We start from the raw sequence: 20,131 nt of genomic DNA on the forward strand, positions 1-20,131 counted from the left end.
GGGTTGATGGTTCAGTGAGCGGGCGCTGCCAGCAGGTGGCGGATGCGAATGGCTTCGCCGGCCATCTGGTAGTGCCGCGCGCGGGCCTCGATGCGCTGTTCGGCGCGGGTGACCCGGTCGTGGTGGCGCAGGTGCGCCAGCCAGGATTCGTCGAAGAAAAACTCCTGCCAGCGGGTCGGGTCCTCGGCGTCCTGCACCAGCCCCCAGGAGAACGCGCCGTTGCGCCGGCGCATGTGCCGCACGTCCTGCATGGCGGCCTGGAAGGCGGCGCTGTCGGCGCTGGCAATGCGGTAATCGAGGGTGACCAGCACCGGCCCGCGTTCGCGGTCGAGCTCGTCGTCCACCAGCGGCGCCGGCCAGTGCAGCGACGGCGCCAGGTCCTCGGCCTCGCTCACCGGCAGCCTGAAGCGCCAGCCCAGCAGCAGGCCGGCGGCGAGCAGCACGGCGCTGCCGGCAAAGGCGGCGCTCAGCGACTGGCTGCTGGCCACGGCGCCCCAGGTCAGGCCGCCGATGGCCGAGCAGCCGAAGAAGGTGAGGATGTACAGCGACAGCGCGCGGGCCCGCACCCAGGCCGGCACGGCGGTCTGCGCCGAGAGTTGCAGGCTCGACAGCGCGGCGATCCAGGCCATGCCGCTGAGCAGCATCAGCGGCAGCAGCGCCGGCATGCTGCGCAGCACGGCCAGGCCGGCCAGTACCAGCGCGTAGAGCAGGCTGGCGGCGGCCAGCAGGCGGTCGTTACCGTAGCGGCTGCGTAGGCGCGGCAGCAGGGTGGCGCCCAGCACCGCGCCGATGCCCACGCAGCCGAGCAGGATGCCGTAGTCCAGCGCATCGCCGCCGATGGCCTGGCGCACCAGCACCGGCAGCAGCGACATGCCCGCCGAGGCGCCGAGGAAGAATGCGGCGGTGCGCACCAGCACCGCCTGCAGCGAACGGCTGCTGCGGGCGTAACGCAGGCCCACGCGCAGCGCGCCGAACAGCCGCTCGGCCGGCAGCACGCCGGCGCTGGGCTGACGCTTCCAGCTGGCCAGGGCGATGATCACCGCGAGAAACGACACGGCATTGAGGGCGAAGGTCAGCCAGGGGCCGCTGAGGCTGACCAGAATCCCGGCCAGTGCCGGGCCGATGGCCCGCGCCACGTTGACGCCGAGGCTGGACAGCGCCACCGCCGCCGGCAGTTCGGCCCGCGCCACCACCTCCGGCAGCATCGCCGACCAGGCCGGCATCATCAGCGCGGTGCCGATGCCCATGGCGAAGGTCAGGCCCAGCAGCAGCTCCACGCTCATCATCTGAAAGGCGCTGAGCAGCGCCAGGGCCATGGCCACGGCGGCCATCCAGCACTGCACCAGCAGCAGCGAACGGCGCTTGTCGACGATATCGGCGAGGGCGCCGGCGGGCAGGGCGAGGAGGAAGATCGGCAGGGCGCCGGCCACCTGCACCGCGGCCACCGCCAGCGGGCTGGCCGACAGCGAGGTCATCAGCCAGCCGGCGCCGACCTCGTGCATCCAGGTGCCGATATTGGAGGCGATGCTGGCCAGCCACAGTGCCAGGAACAGTCGACTGCGTAACGGCTGCCAGGGTGAGGCGCCGGTAGCGGGCGTAGTGGGGGCTGTATATGACATCGGCTGAGGTCCTGGGGCAGACGGATCGGCAGATGTCACTATCGGATGGCGGCGCGCGCCTGGCTTGTATCGATGTGCTCGATTGCGTTGCAGAGCCCGTGATCAGGGGCTTTCACGCAGCAGCTGGCGTGTTATTCAAGCAGCTTGGCAGCGCTCTGGCTTGTACGTTTGTTCGAGTTTTATCCGCGGCCGCTCCCAGCTTGAGATAGGAATTGGTTTCAACTAGCTTGGTCGTTACAGCGAGCTGGCGAGCCTCGAAATCCTGCTGCCATAGTCGATATTTATGCTCAAAAGAAGGCGAGACTCATGATTTTTAGTCAAGAGTATTTTGCCCGTGAGTTCATGTTTCTCTCGGTGCTACCACCGTAATCTGCCGCCCCATAGGTCAAAATCTTCCATGTGTGCTCCCTCACTTGTTCTGATGGCCGTAACCAGGGTCAGGGTAGGCGCGGCAACATGTGAAGCACGTGCTGTGCCTGACCGAGTCAACCTGAATGTGAGTCGCTCGATATGATCCGCTTGGGTAATGCCTGGATTTCCCTGGAGCGCCGTGAAGTCTTCCTCAACGGTGCTCCGTTGCGTTTGGGCCAGCGTGCCTTCGACGTGCTGGCGGCGTTGTTGGCCGCTCCCGGTCGATTGGTGAGCAAGGCGGAACTGCTGCAGGCTGCCTGGCCGGATGTGGTGGTTGAGGAGAACAACCTGCAGGTGCAGATCTCTACTCTGCGGCGGCAGTTGCAGCTCGATGCTCAGTTGCTGGAGACCGTACCGCGTCGCGGCTACCGTCTGCATGTGGCCGAGCCCGGCGCGCCCGCGCCGACGCAGGAGGCGGTCGTCGACGATGCCGCCGAGGTCAGGGTGCCGGTGCACGTCATCGATGATGAGCCCGCGGTACGTACTGCGCTGCTGCGTCAGTTGCGCGCAACGGGTATCGAGGCCAGCGGTTACGCCTCGGCGGCCGAGTTTCTCGAGCGTTGTCCGGCCGATCAGCCAGGGTGTCTGCTGCTCGATGTGCGCTTGCGCGAGGGCAGCGGTTTCGACTTGCAGGCGCAACTGGCACAGCGCGGTGCGCCCTGGCCGATCGTGTTCATGAGCGGGGTGGGCACCATCGACATGTCCGTGCGGGCGATCAAGGCCGGTGCCGAGAGCTTCCTGACCAAGCCTGTGGAAGAGACCCAGCTGCTGGCGGCACTTGGCGAAGCCATGGCTCGGGCGGCGACCCAGCATCGTCAGAGTAACGCGCGGCTAGCGATAGAGGCTCGTTATGCTCGGCTAACAGCGCGTGAGAGAGATGTCTTCGCGTTGTTGCTGCAAGGGCTGCAGAGTCGGCAGATCGCCCAGCGTCTGGGGCTGCAGGACGTGACGGTGAAAATGCACAAAAAGCACGTGATGACAAAACTTGGCGTCAGCAACCTGATACATCTGTTGGTGGCGGGACGTGCACTGGGAATGTTGCCTCAGCTCGATGCAGTTGCCGAACCGGCTTGACTTGCATGCATCTCGCCCCTGCCGCCCAATATCTGCCAAGGGCCTACCATGAAGGTTGTGTGCATCGTCGATGATGACATTCAGGTTCGCAAGAGCTTAGCCAATCTGTTGCGTTCAGCGGGATACCAACCTGTGTGTTTCGCCTCCGGTGAGGCGTTCATCGCCTCAAGCCATGCCAACACTGCCATGGCGCTGTTGCTGGACATGCATATGACGGGACGTCTGCAAGGTATTGATGTGCAGCGCTGCCTGAGGGAGATGGGCACTTGCTTGCCAGTGATCTGCATGTCCGCTGACAACAGTTCGGCGAAGGCGAAAAAGGCGCTTGAAGATGGCGCCCGTGCCTTTCTGGCCAAGCCTTTCAGTGCCGAATCCTTGCTGTCAGAACTGGCTGCACTGTCCGAGGGCGCTCAATGAACCTGCCTTACAGCCTGCCCGAGCAACTCCTCAACTGCTTCGATGAACAATGGCTGGCCGCGCTCGACTGGCAACCGCTGGATCAGCTCGGTGGCCTCAACCGCTGGCGCGTCTACGACAGTCGTGCGGCCCGGCATTGGCTGGTGGTGCGCGCTGGTCAGCAAGCTGCGCAGTGGGAGTCGGCCGGCCTGGATCATGAGTACGCACTGGCTGCGCATCTCGATCCGGCCTGGGCCCTGTTGCCTGTGGCGCGTTTGAGTTGCACGCAAGGCACGCTGCTGGTGTTGGATGATCAATGTGCCGCTCCGATCAGTGCGCTGCCTGCGCCGCTGGGCGTCGCCCACTTCCTGCAACTGGCGCTGGCCTGCACGCGCGCGCTCGGCGGCCTGCATGCTGCGGGTCTGGTGCATCGCAATCTGGCGCCGGAGCAACTGATGCTGCGCAGCGATGGCAACGTGCGCCTGACCGGTTTCGCGCGTGCCGTGGCAACTGAGAAGAGCAGTCAGAGTTACGCCTTGGGAGTAGGGCAGCCGGCTTATCTGCCCGCGGAACAGGCCGGCACCTGTGGCGCCGACTGGTATGCGTTGGGGGTGTGTTTCTTCCAATGGCTGACCGGATGCCACCCGTTCGAGGCGCAGGACGCCATGGAGTGGCAGCATCGCCATATTGCAGTGGCGGCGCCGGCTCCGTCCTCCTTGCGCCCAGGGTTACCGGCGTATCTGGATGAATTGCTGCTGTGGATGCTGGGTAAGCAGAGCGCTTCCCGCCCGCATCAGGCCGCGGAGGTGGAGATTGCCTTGCGCCGCTGCTTGTTGGCCTGGCGCGAGGGGCCGGTGTTGTACCGAGGAGGCAATGAGGCGACCCATCTGATCGGGCGCGAGAATGAGCTGGCCAGTTTGCAGCATGCTCGCCAACGCCTTTTGCAGGGCCACGGCGGCGTTGTTCTGATATCAGGCGAGGCGGGCATCGGCAAAACCGCGCTGGTGCGCAGCCTGTGCCAGCAGGACGATGACATGGTGCTGCTGTTTGCCAGCAGCAAATGTCAGTTGCCACGCCGCGGCGAGCCCTACGAGGCGCTAGGCGAACTCTTCGCTGGTTTGTGCACGCGCCTGCTCGGCGAGCCTGACGCTCGTTTGCAGGCCAGACGCCAACAGTTGCAGGAGTTGGTCGCGGAACATGGCGGCCATGTACTGCGGCTGATTCCGGCGCTGGCACCGCTACTGGCGAACTGCGCGCCGCTGGGCGATTTGCGCCCCGACGAGGCGCGTCGCTATCTGCAAGGCATCCTCCAGCAATTGCTGTGCACGATGGCCAGCGCGGAGCAACCGTTGCTGCTGTTCGTCGACGATGTGCAGTGGATCGACGCTGAAAGCAGCGCGTTGCTCGCAGAACTGCCAAGGTCGGCTTTCAAGCATCTGTTGCTGATTCTCGCCAGCCGGCCGCAGGCAGACGCATTGCCTGCCCGCAAGCTGCTGAATGCCTGCCGGACGCTGGGTGACGATTGTCAGACGCTGGAGCTGGAGGCGCTGGAGGCGGGTTGTCTGAGTGAGTCGCTGGCGCCCGACACCGCGCAAGCGGACGTGATTCGACAACTACCCCCTGAGCAGCGCGTCAGTCCGCTGTACCTGCAGCAGTTCGTTGCGCTTCGCGCCGAAGGCGGCGTAGTGCCAGCCACGTCCGTCAGTCTGGACGTCAGCGGCCTGCTGACTGCACGCCTTCATCTGTTACCCCAGGCCACCCGTGAGCTACTGGAAATGCTGGCACTGCTGGGAGACCGGATTGCTCTAAGTGAGTTGATCGTCGCCAGCGCTCTGCCGCAGGCGAGGGTGCGACACGCCCTTCTTCCAGCACTGCAGGCCGGTTTGTTGGCCGAGCAAGGGGAAAGACTGGTTTTCGCTCACGACAGCATACCGGAGACACTGCGCGCCGCTCTGTCGGCGCAGCGGGTGATGATGTTACAGGCGCGCCTGGCCACCAATCTTGTCTCGGCCCTGCAGGACACCGCGAGCGATCTAGTTCTCTCTCGTGTGGCAACCCATCTGTTGCGGGTCGTTCCTGCTGTGTTGTCGACTGAACAGTGTCTGGAGTACGCCGATCTGCTGTTGCTGGCGGCCGCACAGGCCATCGATACGGCAGCAGCAGGGCAGGCGCTGGCCTACTTGCATCAGGCCGAGGTGCTGCTTGACGGGCGCGTCGATCCGTTGCGGCGCCGTCAGCTGGATCTGCAGATGGTCCGCGGGCTGATTCTCAATGCCGACTATTCGACTGCCGAGCACCGTATCGCGCATTGCCTGAGCAATCTCGAAGCGTCCGCACAACGTATTGAACTGCAGCGACTGAGCGTGGAAATCCTCTGTCTGCAGGGGCGCTATGAGGAGGCAATGAGCGGTGCCATGCAGGCTCTGGCTGAGCTTGGCGTGGACTTTCCGCCTGCTCCCAGCCTGGAACAGGCCGAGGCAGCCTGGCGGGCGTTCCTGGATGAGATGGGGGCGCGCACGCCGTGCCACTTTATCTCGCTGGCAGCGGCTGAAGATGATGCTGCGTTGTCGGTCATGGGTTTGCTGGCAGTACTCATGATTCCCGGTTCGTTCGTGCAGCCCAATCTGTTGTTGCTGGCCAACTGTCAGATTGTCCGTCTGACCTTGCAGCACGGTTTGAGTGCGCCGTCGGTGCAAGCACTGGCCTGGCTTGGCGTTGCTGCTGCGGAGCGTTTCGAATGCTACGAGCAGGGTTTTGCCCTGGCGGTGGTGGCGCGTGAGTTGGTCGAGCGCCCGGAGTATGCGAGTGGGCGGATGTCGGTGTTGCTGGCTCTGGATCAGGTGAGTGCCTGGTCGCACTCGTTGCCTTACGCGTTGGATTGTGCCGAGCAGGCGTTTCGGGCCAGCCTCTCGAAAGGTGCGCCGAGTTTCGCCTGCTATGCGAGCAATCACATCGTCACCGATCTGCTGGTGCTCGGGGCGCCCATCGAGCGCATGTTGCAGCAGATCGATACCGGGCTGGCCATGGCGCATAACCTCGAGTTTCTCGATGCACAGAGCCGTCTGCATATTCAGGCGCGTTACATTCGCCATCTGGCCGGTGACAACGCCAGTGTCTGGTCGATTCCCGATGCGAAGACCTTGCAGGAGCGTGTCGAGTCCAGCGAGATGATGCAGCTGCATTTCTGGTGGTGGCTGTTCGAAGGGCTGCTGGCGTTTCTCGAAGGCAGCTTCGCCACCGCGGAGACGTACCTGCAGCGTGCCTGGAAGCTGACCTGGGCGGTACCGGTGCATATTCACCAGATCGACCTGGCGATGTTCAGCGTGCTCAATCGTGCGGCGTTGCAACGCCAGTCCGGTGAGCAACAGGACTATGCCGAGCCGCTACGTCGTCTGCGTCTGTGGGCACAGCTCAACCCGCGTTATTTCCAGGATCGTCTGGCCCTGGCCGAGGCCGAAGTCGTGCGCGTCGGTGGAGACAGCCTGCAAGCACTGCGCTTATACGAGCGTGCGATCGATTGCGCCGAGGCGGTGGGTGCGGTGCATATCAAGGGGCTTGGCCATGAACTGGCGGCCCGCTGCCATCTTGATCTGCAATTGCTCGGCAGTGGCCGTGAACACTTGCGTCAGGCTCATGCGGCCTGGCGCCGTTGGGGTGCCCACAGGCTGGCCGAGCAGATGGAAAGGGCTCATGGTTTTCTGGCAGAGGTGAGCAACCAGGCAAATTCGCCTGTGGCGATGGCCGAGCACCTCGATCGCCTGTCGATTACCCGGGTCTGCCAGGCACTGTCTCAAGAGATCGAGCCGCAGGCGCTTATCGAAGCGTTGCTGGCCAATGCAGCCACGCATGCCTGTGCCAGTTACGTGGCGTTGTTGCTGATCGATGGCAATGAGCAGCGCGTGGCTGCTTGTGGAGAATCGCATTGCGGTGGCGTGCGCGTGCGCTGGCAACCCTCCGAACCGCTGGGGCAACTACTGCCTGTTGTGCTGGTGCGCCAGGCGATGCAGGCGCGTGAGCCCATTCTGGTTGACGGTGGTTATGCGCTGCGTGGCTACACGGACGACCCCTATCTGCGCCAGCTGGACGATGGCTCGGTGCTTTGTCTGCCGCTGCTCAAGCAGAGTGAGACCATCGGTGCGTTGTACTTGGAGAACCGCCTCGCCAGCGGTGCCATTGACCCGGCGCGGATAGATTTGCTCACCCTGCTGGCAGCCCAGGCGGCCATCTCGCTGAGTCACGGGCGTCTGTACGCAGATCTGCTCGCCGAGAATCAGCGGCGCAGCGAGAGTGAGCGCAATCTGCGTCGGACTCAGGCGTTGCTGGCACTGGGTCAGGAGATCAGTCGTTATGGCACGTTCATCTGGCGTTGGCGTGCTGAGCCATCATTCTGGTCTGTCGAGTTGCTTGCGGAGCTCGGGATCGCGGCTCCCGACATGCCGACCTATCTGCAGCGGCCAGAGGCTTTGGTGCATGCCGATGACTACCCACGGTTCACCCAGGCGTTGTTCAGGGCGTTGGAGGAGCAGAGCGGCCTGCATCTGGAGTTTCGTTGCCTGTTGCCCGAGGAGCCTGCCCGCTATCTGGAGTTGCTGCTGGAACCTACGGATGAGCAGACCTACATCGGGGTGATCAGCGATGTGAGTGAGCGTCGCCGTACCGAGGCCGAGTTGCACACTGCCAGGGCCGAGCTGGAGCGCACTGCTCAGATCGCGATATTGGGAGAGCTGACCGCATCGATTTCTCATGAAATCAATCAGCCGTTGGCGGCCATTCTGTCCAATGCCGGTGCCAGTGTGCGCTGGTTGGAGCGTGCCGAACCCTCGGTAGATGAAGCGCTGGAGGGGCTGCACGACATCCTGGCAGAGTGTCGCCGAGCTGCTGAAATAGTCCGGGCGACCCGCTCGCTGGCGCGTAAGGCGCCGGCCATGTGCCAGGTGCTGGATCTTGGTCAATTGATTCGCCAGGTATTGGCCATTATCCAGGCCGAGCTTGACGATCAGCATATCGAGGTGGTCCTGGCGCTGCCGGATGGATTGTCGGTGTCGGGCGATTCCGTGCAGCTCCAGCAGGTGGTTCGCAACCTGATCCAGAACGCCAGTGATTCCATGCAGGCGCTGCCCCCCAATCAGCGGCAGTTGGCGTTGGTCGGGCAGTGCGTGCACGACGAGGTGGTGGTAACGGTGCAAGACAGTGGTCCTGGTGTGCCTGAGGACCTCCAGGGGCAAGTATTCCAGGCGCTGTTCAGTACCAAGTCGAGCGGTATGGGAATGGGCTTGGCTATCTGCCGCTCTATCATTGCCAGCCACTCGGGGTTCTTGGGGGTCACTCTCGGGCGTAACGACGAGAGCCTGTTCTTCTTCACCTTACCGCGATATCGGCACTAAGCCGTTTCAGCGTTTTTCAGGGTTTCTCAAGGACGCCTCAGCGGTCGGGCGACGACTCTTCTCTAAATGGCGGAGAGAGTCGTTATGAGTGGATTGGAGCTGGCTGAAAATGTAGCGCTGGATGCCGAGGCCTACCGGCTGACTCAGGGGCTGCAGGCAATGCTGGAGTCGTCGAACGCTTTCGAGGATGAGCGGCTGTTTTCCCTGACCCGACGCTTGTGCGATCACCTTCTGCGCAAGTACCAGGCGGCGCCAGCACTCTGTCGTCAGAACGCCCGCCTGGCGCCATGGCAGGAGCGCAGGGCGAAAGTGTTGCTGGCCGGCAGTCTCTCGGGGCGTTTGTTCATTGCTGAGGTGGCTCGCCAGTGTGCGATGTCACGTAGCCATTTCTCCCGCGCATTCAAGCAAAGTACTGGATTTTCCCCTCAGGACTGGGTACTCAAGCTGCGTGTTGAGACCGCGCAACAGCTACTGCGTGCGAGCTCGCGCACGCTGACCGAAATAGGTCAGGACTGCGGTTTTTGTGACCAGGCGCATTTCACCCGCACCTTCAGCCGTCTTGTTGGCGTATCTCCCAGCCGCTGGCGCCACTCTGAACGAGACGACTGATGCTTCAGGGATATCACCCTGAGGATAGGTTTCATCCCAGGGCGACAGTTGTTTCGCCCGGCATCGTGGATTGAGTCGGATGCTCCTACAATAAGGCCTTGTCTTGTGGAGCCCACGAATGCTCGAACTCGATTCCACCCTGGCGCAGCACATCGTCGACCGCGCCATGGCCATCCTGCCGCACAACATCAATGTGATGGATGCGCAGGGCATGATCATCGGCAGCGGCGACCCCAGCCGTTTGCACACCCGCCACGAAGGCGCGCAACTGGTGCTGGCCAATCGTCGCGTGGTGGAGATCGATGCGCAGGCGGCTGCCTGCCTGCGCGGCGTCAAACCGGGCGTCAACCTGCCGCTGTTGCATGCCGAGCGGCTGATCGGCGTGCTCGGTATCACGGGGGAGCCAGAGCTTGTCAGGCCATACGCCGAACTGGTGCGCATGGCGGCGGAAATGCTGGTCGAGCATCGCGTGCTACAGGCTGAGCGGCATTGGCAGCGACACCAGCAGGAGGCCTGGCTGCGGCAGTTGCTCGATCCCCAACTGCCTCTGGCCAATCTCGAAGCCGATGCCGAACGCCTTGGGTTGCAACTCACCTGGCCGCGCCAGATGGGTTTGCTGCAGCTCGATGTTCAGGGTGACCCGCTGCCTCGCCAGGCGCGTCTGTTGGCCGCGCTGAGTGGCAAGAGCGAACATCTGGTGGCACCGCTCGGTCGCCACGAATTGCTCTGGTGCCGGCCTTACAGCGCCACGCGCGATGATCGCAGCTGGCTCCAGCAGGCCGATGAGCGCGAGTGGGGGGTGCGATCCCTGACGCTCAGTGATCCGCTTCAGGATCTGGCTGAGTTGCGCCAGGCCAGCCTGGTTCTGCGTGATCTGCAGGCCTATGGCCAGGCACGCTTTCCCGAACGTCGCCTGCTGCGCCTGGACGAATTGCGCCTGCCGACGCTGCTCTATGCTCAACGTCACAGCTGGTTGCTGCAGGGCTGGCTGGCTCCATTGCGTCAGGTTCTGGCGCAAGACCCGCAGGGCTCGTTGCGGGCGACGCTGGAAGCCTGGTGTGCGCATGATGGTCAGGTGCAGACCTGTGCCCAGGAACTGGGCATTCACCGTAATACCCTGCGCTATCGTCTGGAACGCATCGCCGAGCTCAGTGGTCTGGATTTGAACCGGTTGGATCAGCGCCTGCAGCTTTCGCTGGGGTTGGGTTTGCTGGAGCCTGAAGGGGCAGCTCAAAGCATTCGCTAACAGGGGGCGGATGGTTTTGTGCGGCCGCACAGCTGGCTGTGTGTGTCGTTGGGCGTTTTGGTGCTTGCGCACAGGGCTAGTGCAGCATTGGCTGAGCCACAATGGAGCGCCTGTCGGCACTTACATCCGGGCCTGTGCCCGTCATAACAACAACGAGGAGACTGGTCATGGGCCTGGTCCTGATTCTGGTAGCACTGATCGCGTTCATCGTGCTGTCCACTACCCGTTTGAAACTGCACCCCTTCCTGGCATTGCTGGCTGCTGCACTGATCGCCGGCTTCGCCTATCAGCTGCCTGGCAGCGAAATCATCAAGACCATGACCGCCGGCTTCGGCGGCATTCTCGGCTATATCGGCATCGTCATCGTGCTCGGCACCATCATCGGTGTGATTCTTGAGCGCAGTGGCGCGGCGATCACCATGGCCGAGACGGTCATCCGCCTGCTGGGCCAGCGTTTTCCCACGCTGACCATGTCGATCATCGGTTACCTGGTATCGATTCCGGTGTTCTGCGACTCCGGCTACGTCATCCTCAACTCGCTGAAGAACGCTCTGGCCGCACGCATGAAAGTCTCGGTGGTGGCCATGAGCGTGGCGCTGGCAACCGGGCTGTATGCAACCCATACCTTCGTACCGCCGACCCCGGGACCGATTGCTGCAGCCGGTAACCTCGGCCTTGAGTCGTCGCTCGGTCTGGTGATTCTGGTTGGCCTGCTGGTTGCTGCCGTCACCGCTGTGGCTGGCATGCTGTGGGCCAACCGCTTCCTCAAGCAGAATGACAACGAGCTGCTGGAGGAGGCGCCGAGCGAACTGCTCGCCGAGAATGTCGACTTCGATGCGCTGCGCGCCCGTTACGGCAAACTGCCCAGTGCCTGGCAGGCGTTTTCGCCGATCTTCGTGCCGATTCTGCTGATCTGCCTGGGTTCGCTCGCGGCGTTCCCGAGCAAGCCCTTTGGCACTGGGGCGTTCTTCGATGTCTTGAGTTTCCTCGGTCAGCCGGTTGCCGCGTTGCTGGTCGGGCTGGCGCTGGCTTGCACCTTGCTCAAGGGCGAGGGTAAGCGTCAGCAGTTTCACGATCATGTCGCCCACGGCCTGAAAGAGGCTGCTCCGATTCTGCTGATCACCGGTGCGGGCGGTGCCTTCGGTGCGGTGCTCAAGGCCACGGCGCTGACCGGTTACCTGGGCGATACCCTGTCGGCACTGGGGATCGGTCTGTTCATGCCGTTCCTGGTGTCTGCGGCGTTGAAAAGCGCTCAGGGCTCCTCGACCGTGGCGCTGGTCACCACGTCGGCCATGGTCGCGCCGCTGTTGGGCAACCTGGGGCTCGACAGCGAGATGGGCCGGGTGCTCACCGTGATGGCCATCGGCGCCGGTGCGATGACCGTTTCGCACGCCAACGACAGCTTCTTCTGGGTGGTGACTCAGTTCAGTCGCATGAAAGTGGCGACCGCTTATCGCGCTCAAACCATGGCAACCCTGATCCAGGGGGTGGCTGGCATGGCTGCGGTGTGGCTGCTCAGTCTGGTTCTGCTGTAATCCGCTTTGCCGGCGGGGGCCCTGCGGCACCCGCCTCCTTCCGAGGTTCTATTCATGAAAATCGTCATCGCTCCCGACTCGTTCAAGGAGAGTCTCAGTGCGCCCGATGTCGCCGCGGCCATCGCCCGTGGTTGGCAGCAGGTATTTCCCGAAGCCGAATGCCTGCTGCGGCCTATGGCCGATGGTGGTGAAGGGACGGTCGATGCGGTCCTCGCCGCGGTTGGTGGTGAGCGGCGTGAGTGCCGGGTGCGAGGCCCCATGGGGGCGCCTGTCGTGGCTCATTGGGGTTGGCTGGGCGAAGGCACTGCGGTCATCGAAATGGCGGCGGCCAGTGGTCTGCACTGGGTGCCGCGCGAGCAACGCGATGCCCGCCAGGCCTGCAGCTTTGGTACTGGCGAGCTGATCCGTGAGGCTCTGGATGCCGGTGCGACGCGCATCATCCTGGGTTTGGGCGGTAGCGCGACCAACGACGCTGGCATCGGGTTGTTGCAGGCGCTGGGCATGCGCTTTCTGGATGCACACAAGCATGAGCTGAAGCCGGGCGGTGTTGCGTTGGCTGATCTGGATCAGCTCGATCTGAGTGGTCTGGACGCGCGTTTGCTGAATGTGCAGATCGATGTGGCTGCCGACGTCGACAATCCACTCTGTGGTCCGCGCGGTGCTTCCGCGGTGTTCGGGCCGCAGAAAGGGGCGACACCCGAGCACGTGACGCAGCTCGACCAGGCGTTGGGGCGCTTCGCCCGCGTTGCCGCATCGACCCTTGGCGAGGATCACGCCGAGTTCCCGGGCGTGGGAGCCGCAGGTGGGTTGGGTTTTGCCGCGCGGGCTTTCCTCAAGGCGAGTTTCCGTCCGGGCATCGAGCTGGTGGCCGAGCTGTCCGGTCTGGCTGCTGCAGTGCAGGGCGCGGACCTGGTGATCACCGGGGAAGGGCGTATGGACGCGCAGACGCTGCATGGCAAGACCCCGGTCGGGGTGGCCCGCGTTGCACGCGATGCCGGGGTACCGGTCATCGCCTTGTCCGGTAGCCTGGGCGACAACTATCAGGCGTTGTACGAGGCCGGTATCGAGGCTGCTTTCAGTCTTGCTCCGGGGCCGTTGTCCCTCGAGCAAGCCATGGCTGGCGCGGCTGCCGAGCTGCAAGCGCGCACCACGGATATTGCCAGGCTGTGGCGCATTGCACAGCGGTGACGACGAGAACCTAACTGAACTCTGTCTGTCCGAGACTGGTATTGTTCAGACTTGGCCGTGACAGTTGCGTGTGCCCGGCGTCTAATGGACTGAGACATCTCTGGAGGAATTGTTATGCGTAAACCCACTCTGCTCATTACCTCGCTGGCCGCGGTGCTGGCCCTCGGTGGTTGCGCATCGAGTCTGACTGGCGATACATACAGCCGTGATGAAGCCCGCGCGGTACAAACAGTGCGTATGGGCACCATCGAGTCGCTGCGTCCGGTGAAGATCGAAGGTACCAAAACTCCCATCGGTGCTGGCGCCGGTGCGGTGATTGGTGGCGTAGGCGGCAGTGGGCTCGGCGGCGGTCGAGGCAGTGCTGTTCTGGCCGTGGTCGGCGCTGTAGCAGGCGGTCTGCTTGGCGCTGCTGCCGAGGAAGGGCTGACCCGTACCCAAGGCGTGGAAATCACCGTCCGTGAAGATGACGGCACACTGCGTGCCTACGTTCAGGAAGTCGAACCCAACCAGATATTCCGTGTTGGCGAGCGCGTGCGCATCATGACCGTCAATGGAACCAGCCGCGTCACCCATTGAGGCGCCTTGCCCAAGAAACCGGAGCCGCTCGCTGCTGCTCCGGTTTTTTTATGCCCTGCTAGCCCAAGCACTGCTTACCATTGCGTCATGTGCAAGGTTGAATATTTCGCCTGGAAATCCTTCATAGGTGCTCGAGTCGATGACGATAGAGAAAGAGGGTTATCCAGATGCCGGTGCGTTTAGTAATAATTCAATGCATGACGATGCGCCGATAGGTATGGATAATCGGCGGTTATTCTTGTTGCGACAAAGACTTAGCTGAGTCATTGGCGCACGAGAGTCGTCACTGTCAGGGAGTTGTGACTCCAGTTTCCGTCGCTGGTCGTAACCGACCGGTACACCTGATAAAAAAGGGTTTTGCTGATGGCGCTTGCGCTGATTGTGGCCTTGCCGTTTCTGGGGCTGTTTTTACCGGTGCTCACCGAGCGATTGGGTCGTTCGGCATGTGCAGTTGCTGCGGCCTTGCCGCCGCTGGTGGCGCTCGTGCTGCTGTTCAGCCTGCAGCCGGGTGTATTCGCTGGCGAGGTACTGCGCGTCAAGCTGGAATGGCTGCCGCAACTGGGGCTGAATCTGAGCCTGCGTCTGGATGGTCTGGGCTTTCTCTTCGCCCTGCTGATTCTCGGCATCGGCCTGTTGGTGATCCTCTACGCACGGTATTACCTGTCGAAAAGCGAGCCGATGGGACGTTTCTTCGGCTTTCTGCTGCTGTTCATGGGCGCCATGCTCGGTGTGGTGCTATCGGAAAACCTGCTGCTGATGCTGGTGTTTTGGGAACTGACCAGCCTGTCCTCATTTCTGCTGATCGGTTTCTGGGGTTCGCGCTCCGATGCGCGCAAGGGCGCACGCATGGCCCTGGCGATCACCGGTGGCGGTGGCCTGGCCTTGCTGGCGGGTATTCTGTTGATCGGCCACATAGCCGGCAGCTTCGAGTTGTCCCAGGTGCTGGCGGCCGGTTATGCGATTCGTGCGCATGAGCTGTATCCGGTAGCCCTGATTCTGGTGCTGCTGGGCGTGTTCACCAAGTCGGCGCAGTTTCCGTTCCACTTCTGGCTGCCCCATGCCATGGCGGCACCCACCCCGGTCTCGGCGTACCTGCACTCGGCGACCATGGTCAAGGCCGGCGTGTTTCTGCTGGCGCGTCTCTATCCGGCGCTGGCCGGTTCCGAATGGTGGTTCTACCTGGTCAGCCTGACCGGCCTGGCCACTTTGCTGATAGGCGCCACCCTGGCGCTGTTCCAGCATGATCTCAAGGGCCTGCTGGCCTATTCGACCATCAGCCACCTCGGCCTGATCACTCTGCTGTTCGGCCTCGACTCGCATCTGGGTGCCGTGGCTGCTGTGTTCCACATCATCAACCATGCCACCTTCAAGGCCTCGCTGTTCATGGCCGCCGGCATCATCGATCACGAGACCGGCAGTCGCGACATGCGGCGCATCAACGGCATGTGGAAGTACATGCCGCATACGGCGATGCTGGCGATGGTGGCGGCTTCGGCGATGGCCGGGGTGCCGCTGCTCAACGGTTTCCTGAGCAAGGAAATGTTCTTCACCGAAACCTTGCACCAGCATCTGCTCGGCAGCTTCAACTGGGTGATCCCAGCGGTAGCGACCCTGGCGGGCGTGTTCTCGGTCGCCTATTCGCTGCGCTTCATCCATGACGTGTTCTTCAACGGCGAGCCGATCGATCTGCCCAAGTACCCGCCGCACGAGCCGCCACGCTATATGAAAGTACCGGTGGAGGTTCTCGTGTTCCTCTGCCTGCTGGTGGGCATCGTGCCGGCCTACACCGTCGCGCCGCTGCTGGCTTCCGCGGCTTCCGCGACGCTGGGCGGCGAGCTGCCCGAGTACAGCCTGTCGATCTGGCACGGTTTCAATCTGCCACTGATCATGAGCGTGGTCGCGCTGGTTGGCGGCGTGCTGGTCTACGCTTTGCGCAAGCCATTGTTCCGCTGGTACGCCGGGATGCCCAGGGTCGATGCCAAACTGGTATTCGAGCGCGTGGTGATGAGCCTTTACGTCAGTGCATCCGCATTTACTCGTGGTCTCGAGAACGGCTCCTTGCAGCGCTACATTGCCTACCTGCTCGGCGCTGCCATCGTCGTGGTGGTGTTGGCGCTGGGCCCGCTGCCTGAGCTGAGTGGCTCGGTACCGATGCAGCCGATCGATGGCATCACTGCGCTGGGGCTGGCAATCATGGTGCTGGCGGGGCTGGCCACGGTGATCTTCCATCGCCAGCGTCTGGCAGCGCTGGTCATGCTCAGCGTGGTCGGTCTGATGGTCGCGCTGGCCTTCGCCCGCTATTCGGCGCCGGACTTGGCGCTGACCCAGCTGTCGGTCGAGGTAGTCACGATCATCCTGCTGATGCTGGCGCTGTTCTTCCTGCCTGCACAGACCCGCGTCGAGTCCAGCAGCATGCGTGCCCTGCGTGACTTCAGCCTGGCGATCGGCAGTGGCGTGATGGTGGCCATGCTGGCTTTCGCGGTACTGACCCGTCCGTACGACACCATCGCTGGCTACTTCCTGGCCAACAGCGTTTCCGGAGGCGGCGGCACCAATGTGGTCAACGTGATTCTGGTGGACTTCCGCGGCTTCGATACCCTGGGCGAGATCAGTGTGCTGGCCATCGCTGGCGTCGGCATCTACGCAATGCTCGATGGGCTGCGCTTGTTCCAGCCCAACTCCGATGCCGAGGGGCGCAGCTGGGCGCGTGATCGTCACCCGCTGATCCTCTCCACGCTTTCCCGCGTGCTGCTGCCGATGGCCCTGCTGATCTCGGTGTTCATCTTCCTGCGCGGCCACAACCTGCCGGGTGGCGGTTTCATCGCCGGCCTGGTGACCGCCGTGGCTCTGATCCTGCAGTACGTGGCCAGCGGTGTGCAGTGGACGCAGTCGCGCCTGCCGTTGAACTACCACCGCATGGCCGGTGGCGGGGTGCTGATCGCTACCGCCACGGGCCTGGGCAGTTGGTTGTTCGAGCGTCCGTTCCTGACTTCGGCATTTGGCCATTTCCACATTCCACTGGTGGGTGAAATCGAGCTGGCCACGGCCATGCTGTTCGACCTAGGCGTCTACCTGACCGTCGTCGGGTCGACCCTGCTCATCCTCGCCAACCTGGGCAAGCTGACCCAGGAAAAGCCCGGACAGGAGGTACTCTGATATGGAAGCGCTGTTTGCCGTCGCGCTCGGCTTATTGACCTCGAGCGGCGTGTATCTGCTGTTGCGCGCCCGCACCTTCCCGGTGGTCATGGGGCTGACCCTGATCTCCTATGCGGTCAACCTTTTCCTGTTCGCCATGGGGCGCCTGCAAGGCAGTGCCTCCAGCGTGATCGGGCAGGGCAGTCGTTACGTCGATCCTTTGCCCCAGGCGCTGGTACTGACGGCGATCGTCATCGGTTTCGCCATGACCGCGTTCGTCGTGGTCCTGGCACTGCGCAGCGTGGGTGAATTGAGCACCGATCACGTCGATGGGCGGGAGCATCATCGATGAATCACGCGTTGATCCTTCCTGTTCTCTTACCGCTATTGGCCGGCAGCCTGCTGCTCGTGGCTGCGCGCCAGCATATGCCTTTCAAGCGTACTGTGTCGGTTGGTACCACGGTGCTGCTGGTGCCGCTGAGTTTCTGGCTGCTGTCGCAGGCAGATCAGGGCACGATCCAGGTCTATGCCCTGGGCAACTGGCAACCGCCGTTCGGCATCGTGCTGGTGCTCGACCGTCTCAGCGCGTTGATGCTGGTGGTGACCTCGGTCCTCGCGCTGTTTGCGGTGCTCTATGCGATGCGTGGCGACGACGAACGCGGGCGTAACTTCCACGCCCTGTTCCAGTTCCAGTTGCTGGGTATCAATGGCGCCTTTCTCACGGGCGACCTGTTCAACCTGTTCGTCTTCTTCGAGATCCTGCTGATCGCTTCCTACTCGCTGCTGCTGCACGGCGGCGGTAAGGACCGGGTGCGCGCAGGGTTGCATTATGTGGTGCTCAATCTGGTCGGTTCGGCGTTCTTCCTGATTGCCGTGGGCACCCTGTACGGCGTTACCGGTACGCTGAACATGGCCGACATGTCGGGACGCGTCGCGGCCGCCGGGGCCGACCATGCGCCACTGATTGCGGCGGCGGCCATGCTGCTGCTGGTGGTCTTCGGCCTCAAGGCGGCGTTTCTGCCGTTGTACTTCTGGCTACCACGCGCCTACGCCTCGGCCACTGCGCCCGTGGCGGCGTTGTTCGCAATCATGACCAAGGTCGGCCTGTATTCGATCCTGCGGGTCTACACCCTGGTATTCGGTGACGAGGCGGGCAACCTGTCGCATATGGCTCAGGAATGGCTGTGGCCGCTGGCGCTGCTGACCCTGGTACTGGGCGCGATCGGCGCATTCGCCTCGGTGACCATTCAGGGCATGCTCGCTTATCTGGTGGTGCTGTCGGTGGGCACACTGCTCGCGGGTATGGCCCTGGGCACGCCCGAAGCGTTGCAGGCGGCGTTGTTCTATTTGATTCACAGCACCTGGGTGGCCGGGGCGTTGTTCCTGATTGCCGATCTCGTCAGTCGCCAGCGCGGTATCAAAATGGGTCAGTTGATCCAGGGCCCGGCACTGCAGAATCCGCACTTGCTGGGCGCGCTGTTCTTCGCGGGCGCGATCGCCGTTGCCGGTTTGCCACCGTTGTCCGGGTTCTTCGGCAAGGTGCTGTTGCTCAAGGCGGTTGGGCCGGGCTGGGAAGCTGCGCTGCTCTGGCCGGTGGTGCTGGGTGGCGGTCTGGTGACCCTGGTCAGTCTCAGCCGTGCCGGCAGTACGCTGTTCTGGCGCGTGGGGCTGAGTCAGCTCGACAGTGCGGAGCTCGATAACGGGCGCTTGCTGGCTGCCTGCGGGCTGCTGCTGATGAGCCCGGTATTGGTGATCTTCGCCGCACCCGCTCTGGACTACATCGCCGCCATGGTGGCGCAACTGCATGACCTGGAGAGTTATCGCATGATCCTACACAGCGGAGGTGGCGCATGAATTCACGTCGCTGGTTGCCTCATCCGCTGCTGAGCCTGTGTCTGCTCGGCGTCTGGCTGTTGCTGGTGAACAACTTCAGCTTTGGTCACTGGATACTTGGCGCGTTTCTCGGCTGGTTGATTCCCCTGGTCAGTCAGGTGTTCTGGATCAATCCGCCGCAGGTGCGTAAACCGCTCAAGCTTTGCCTGTTCCTGATGCGCGTGCTGGGCGACATCGTGATCGCCAACCTGGAAGTGGCCAAGCTGATTCTCGGGCCCACCAGCCGCTTGCGGCCCGCTTTCGTCGAAGTGCCATTGCAACTCGACGACGAGCTGGCGCTGACCATGCTCGCCAGCATCGTGTCGTTGACGCCGGGAACGGTGTCCGCCGATCTCAGTGACGACAAGCGCACCTTGTTGATCCATGGTCTCAACGTGGAAGACGAAGGCGAGTTGGTACGCAGCGTCCAGACTCGCTATGAAGCGCCACTGCTGGAGGTGTTCGCATGCTCGCGTACGTGATTCCGATCTGTCTGGCCATCATGGGCCTGGCATTGATCCTGACCCTCGCCCGCCTGATCAAGGGGCCGGACATGCCTGACCGCATACTGGCGCTGGACACCCTGTACATCAATGCGATCGCGCTGCTGGTGCTGTTCGGCATCTGGCAGGGGTCGGACCTGTATTTCGAAGCCGCATTGCTGATCGCAGTGATGGGCTTCATCGGTACCGTTGCAGTGGCCAAGTACCTGCTGCGCGGCGACATCATCGAATAAAGGAAACCAGCATGAACGACGTGATCGAAGGCCTGGTCGCCCTGTTTCTCCTGCTCGGCAGTCTGTTCGCCCTGGTCGGTGCCATCGGCCTGTACCGTCTGCCGGACTTCTTCATGCGTCTGCACGGGCCGACCAAGGCTACCACCATGGGCGTAGGCGGTATGGTCATCGCATCGCTGATCTATTTCGGCACGCGTGGCAATGGCGTCAGTCTGCACGAGTTGCTGATCACCATGTTTCTGTTCATCACCGCCCCGGTCAGCGCACATATGCTGGCCAAGGCGGCTCTGCAACAGAAGGTCCGCCTGAGCGAACAGACCCGTGGTCGCCCCTGGGAGCAGTGACAGTTT

Annotated in this window: 15 protein-coding genes; 14 read left to right on the forward strand and 1 reads right to left on the reverse strand. The window is 62.9% G+C overall.

Annotation, left to right across the window (positions count from 1 at the left end):
• Positions 1-11 precede the first annotated feature (11 nt).
• On the reverse strand, positions 12-1,619 hold the full coding sequence (locus ACJRW5_RS12130; RefSeq protein ID WP_484570754.1) for an MFS transporter: 1,608 nt from the start codon (positions 1,617-1,619) through the stop codon (positions 12-14).
• Between the two features lie 510 nt (positions 1,620-2,129).
• Here ACJRW5_RS12130 and ACJRW5_RS12135 point away from each other — a divergent pair.
• From ACJRW5_RS12135 to ACJRW5_RS12200, 14 genes are all read left to right on the forward strand, one after another.
• The gene (locus ACJRW5_RS12135; protein WP_484570755.1) at positions 2,130-3,104 is read left to right on the forward strand and encodes a response regulator; all 975 of its coding nucleotides are present in this window, start codon (positions 2,130-2,132) and stop codon (positions 3,102-3,104) included.
• Between the two features lie 48 nt (positions 3,105-3,152).
• Entirely contained in the window at positions 3,153-3,521 is a 369-nt protein-coding gene (locus ACJRW5_RS12140) for a response regulator transcription factor (protein ID WP_484570756.1), read from the forward strand.
• A complete protein-coding gene (locus ACJRW5_RS12145) occupies positions 3,518-8,884 on the forward strand; it encodes a trifunctional serine/threonine-protein kinase/ATP-binding protein/sensor histidine kinase (RefSeq protein ID WP_484570757.1) in 5,367 nt (1,788 codons plus the stop codon). The genes ACJRW5_RS12140 and ACJRW5_RS12145 overlap by 4 nt, the downstream gene beginning before the upstream one ends.
• A gap of 84 nt (positions 8,885-8,968) precedes the next feature.
• Entirely contained in the window at positions 8,969-9,493 is a 525-nt protein-coding gene (locus ACJRW5_RS12150) for a helix-turn-helix domain-containing protein (protein ID WP_484570758.1), read from the forward strand.
• A gap of 118 nt (positions 9,494-9,611) precedes the next feature.
• Complete coding sequence (locus ACJRW5_RS12155; RefSeq protein WP_484570759.1) at positions 9,612-10,739, forward strand: sugar diacid recognition domain-containing protein; 1,128 nt, start codon at positions 9,612-9,614, stop codon at positions 10,737-10,739.
• 167 nt (positions 10,740-10,906) lie between these two features.
• The gene (locus ACJRW5_RS12160; RefSeq protein ID WP_484570760.1) at positions 10,907-12,274 is read left to right on the forward strand and encodes a GntP family permease; all 1,368 of its coding nucleotides are present in this window, start codon (positions 10,907-10,909) and stop codon (positions 12,272-12,274) included.
• A 54-nt stretch (positions 12,275-12,328) separates the two neighbouring features.
• A complete protein-coding gene (locus ACJRW5_RS12165; RefSeq protein ID WP_484570761.1) occupies positions 12,329-13,462 on the forward strand; it encodes a glycerate kinase in 1,134 nt (377 codons plus the stop codon).
• 114 nt (positions 13,463-13,576) lie between these two features.
• Positions 13,577-14,038, forward strand: coding sequence for an outer membrane lipoprotein (locus ACJRW5_RS12170; protein ID WP_484570762.1), 462 nt, complete (start codon positions 13,577-13,579; stop codon positions 14,036-14,038).
• Between the two features lie 363 nt (positions 14,039-14,401).
• Positions 14,402-17,194, forward strand: a complete 2,793-nt coding sequence (locus ACJRW5_RS12175; RefSeq protein ID WP_484570763.1) for a monovalent cation/H+ antiporter subunit A — start codon at positions 14,402-14,404, stop codon at positions 17,192-17,194.
• A gap of 1 nt (position 17,195) precedes the next feature.
• Positions 17,196-17,525 (forward strand): Na+/H+ antiporter subunit C, encoded by a 330-nt coding sequence (locus ACJRW5_RS12180; RefSeq protein ID WP_484570764.1) that lies wholly within the window; start codon positions 17,196-17,198, stop codon positions 17,523-17,525.
• Positions 17,522-19,027, forward strand: a complete 1,506-nt coding sequence (locus ACJRW5_RS12185) for a monovalent cation/H+ antiporter subunit D (protein ID WP_484570765.1) — start codon at positions 17,522-17,524, stop codon at positions 19,025-19,027. The genes ACJRW5_RS12180 and ACJRW5_RS12185 overlap by 4 nt, the downstream gene beginning before the upstream one ends.
• On the forward strand, positions 19,024-19,527 hold the full coding sequence (locus tag ACJRW5_RS12190; protein ID WP_484570766.1) for a Na+/H+ antiporter subunit E: 504 nt from the start codon (positions 19,024-19,026) through the stop codon (positions 19,525-19,527). The genes ACJRW5_RS12185 and ACJRW5_RS12190 overlap by 4 nt, the downstream gene beginning before the upstream one ends.
• Complete coding sequence (locus ACJRW5_RS12195) at positions 19,512-19,781, forward strand: K+/H+ antiporter subunit F (RefSeq protein ID WP_484570767.1); 270 nt, start codon at positions 19,512-19,514, stop codon at positions 19,779-19,781. The genes ACJRW5_RS12190 and ACJRW5_RS12195 overlap by 16 nt, the downstream gene beginning before the upstream one ends.
• An 11-nt stretch (positions 19,782-19,792) precedes the next feature.
• Positions 19,793-20,125, forward strand: a complete 333-nt coding sequence (locus tag ACJRW5_RS12200) for a Na+/H+ antiporter subunit G (RefSeq protein ID WP_484570768.1) — start codon at positions 19,793-19,795, stop codon at positions 20,123-20,125.
• Positions 20,126-20,131 lie beyond the last annotated feature (6 nt).

The organism is Pseudomonas pichavaramensis, from assembly GCF_050473265.1.
Taxonomy (GTDB): Bacteria; Pseudomonadota; Gammaproteobacteria; order Pseudomonadales; family Pseudomonadaceae; genus Aquipseudomonas.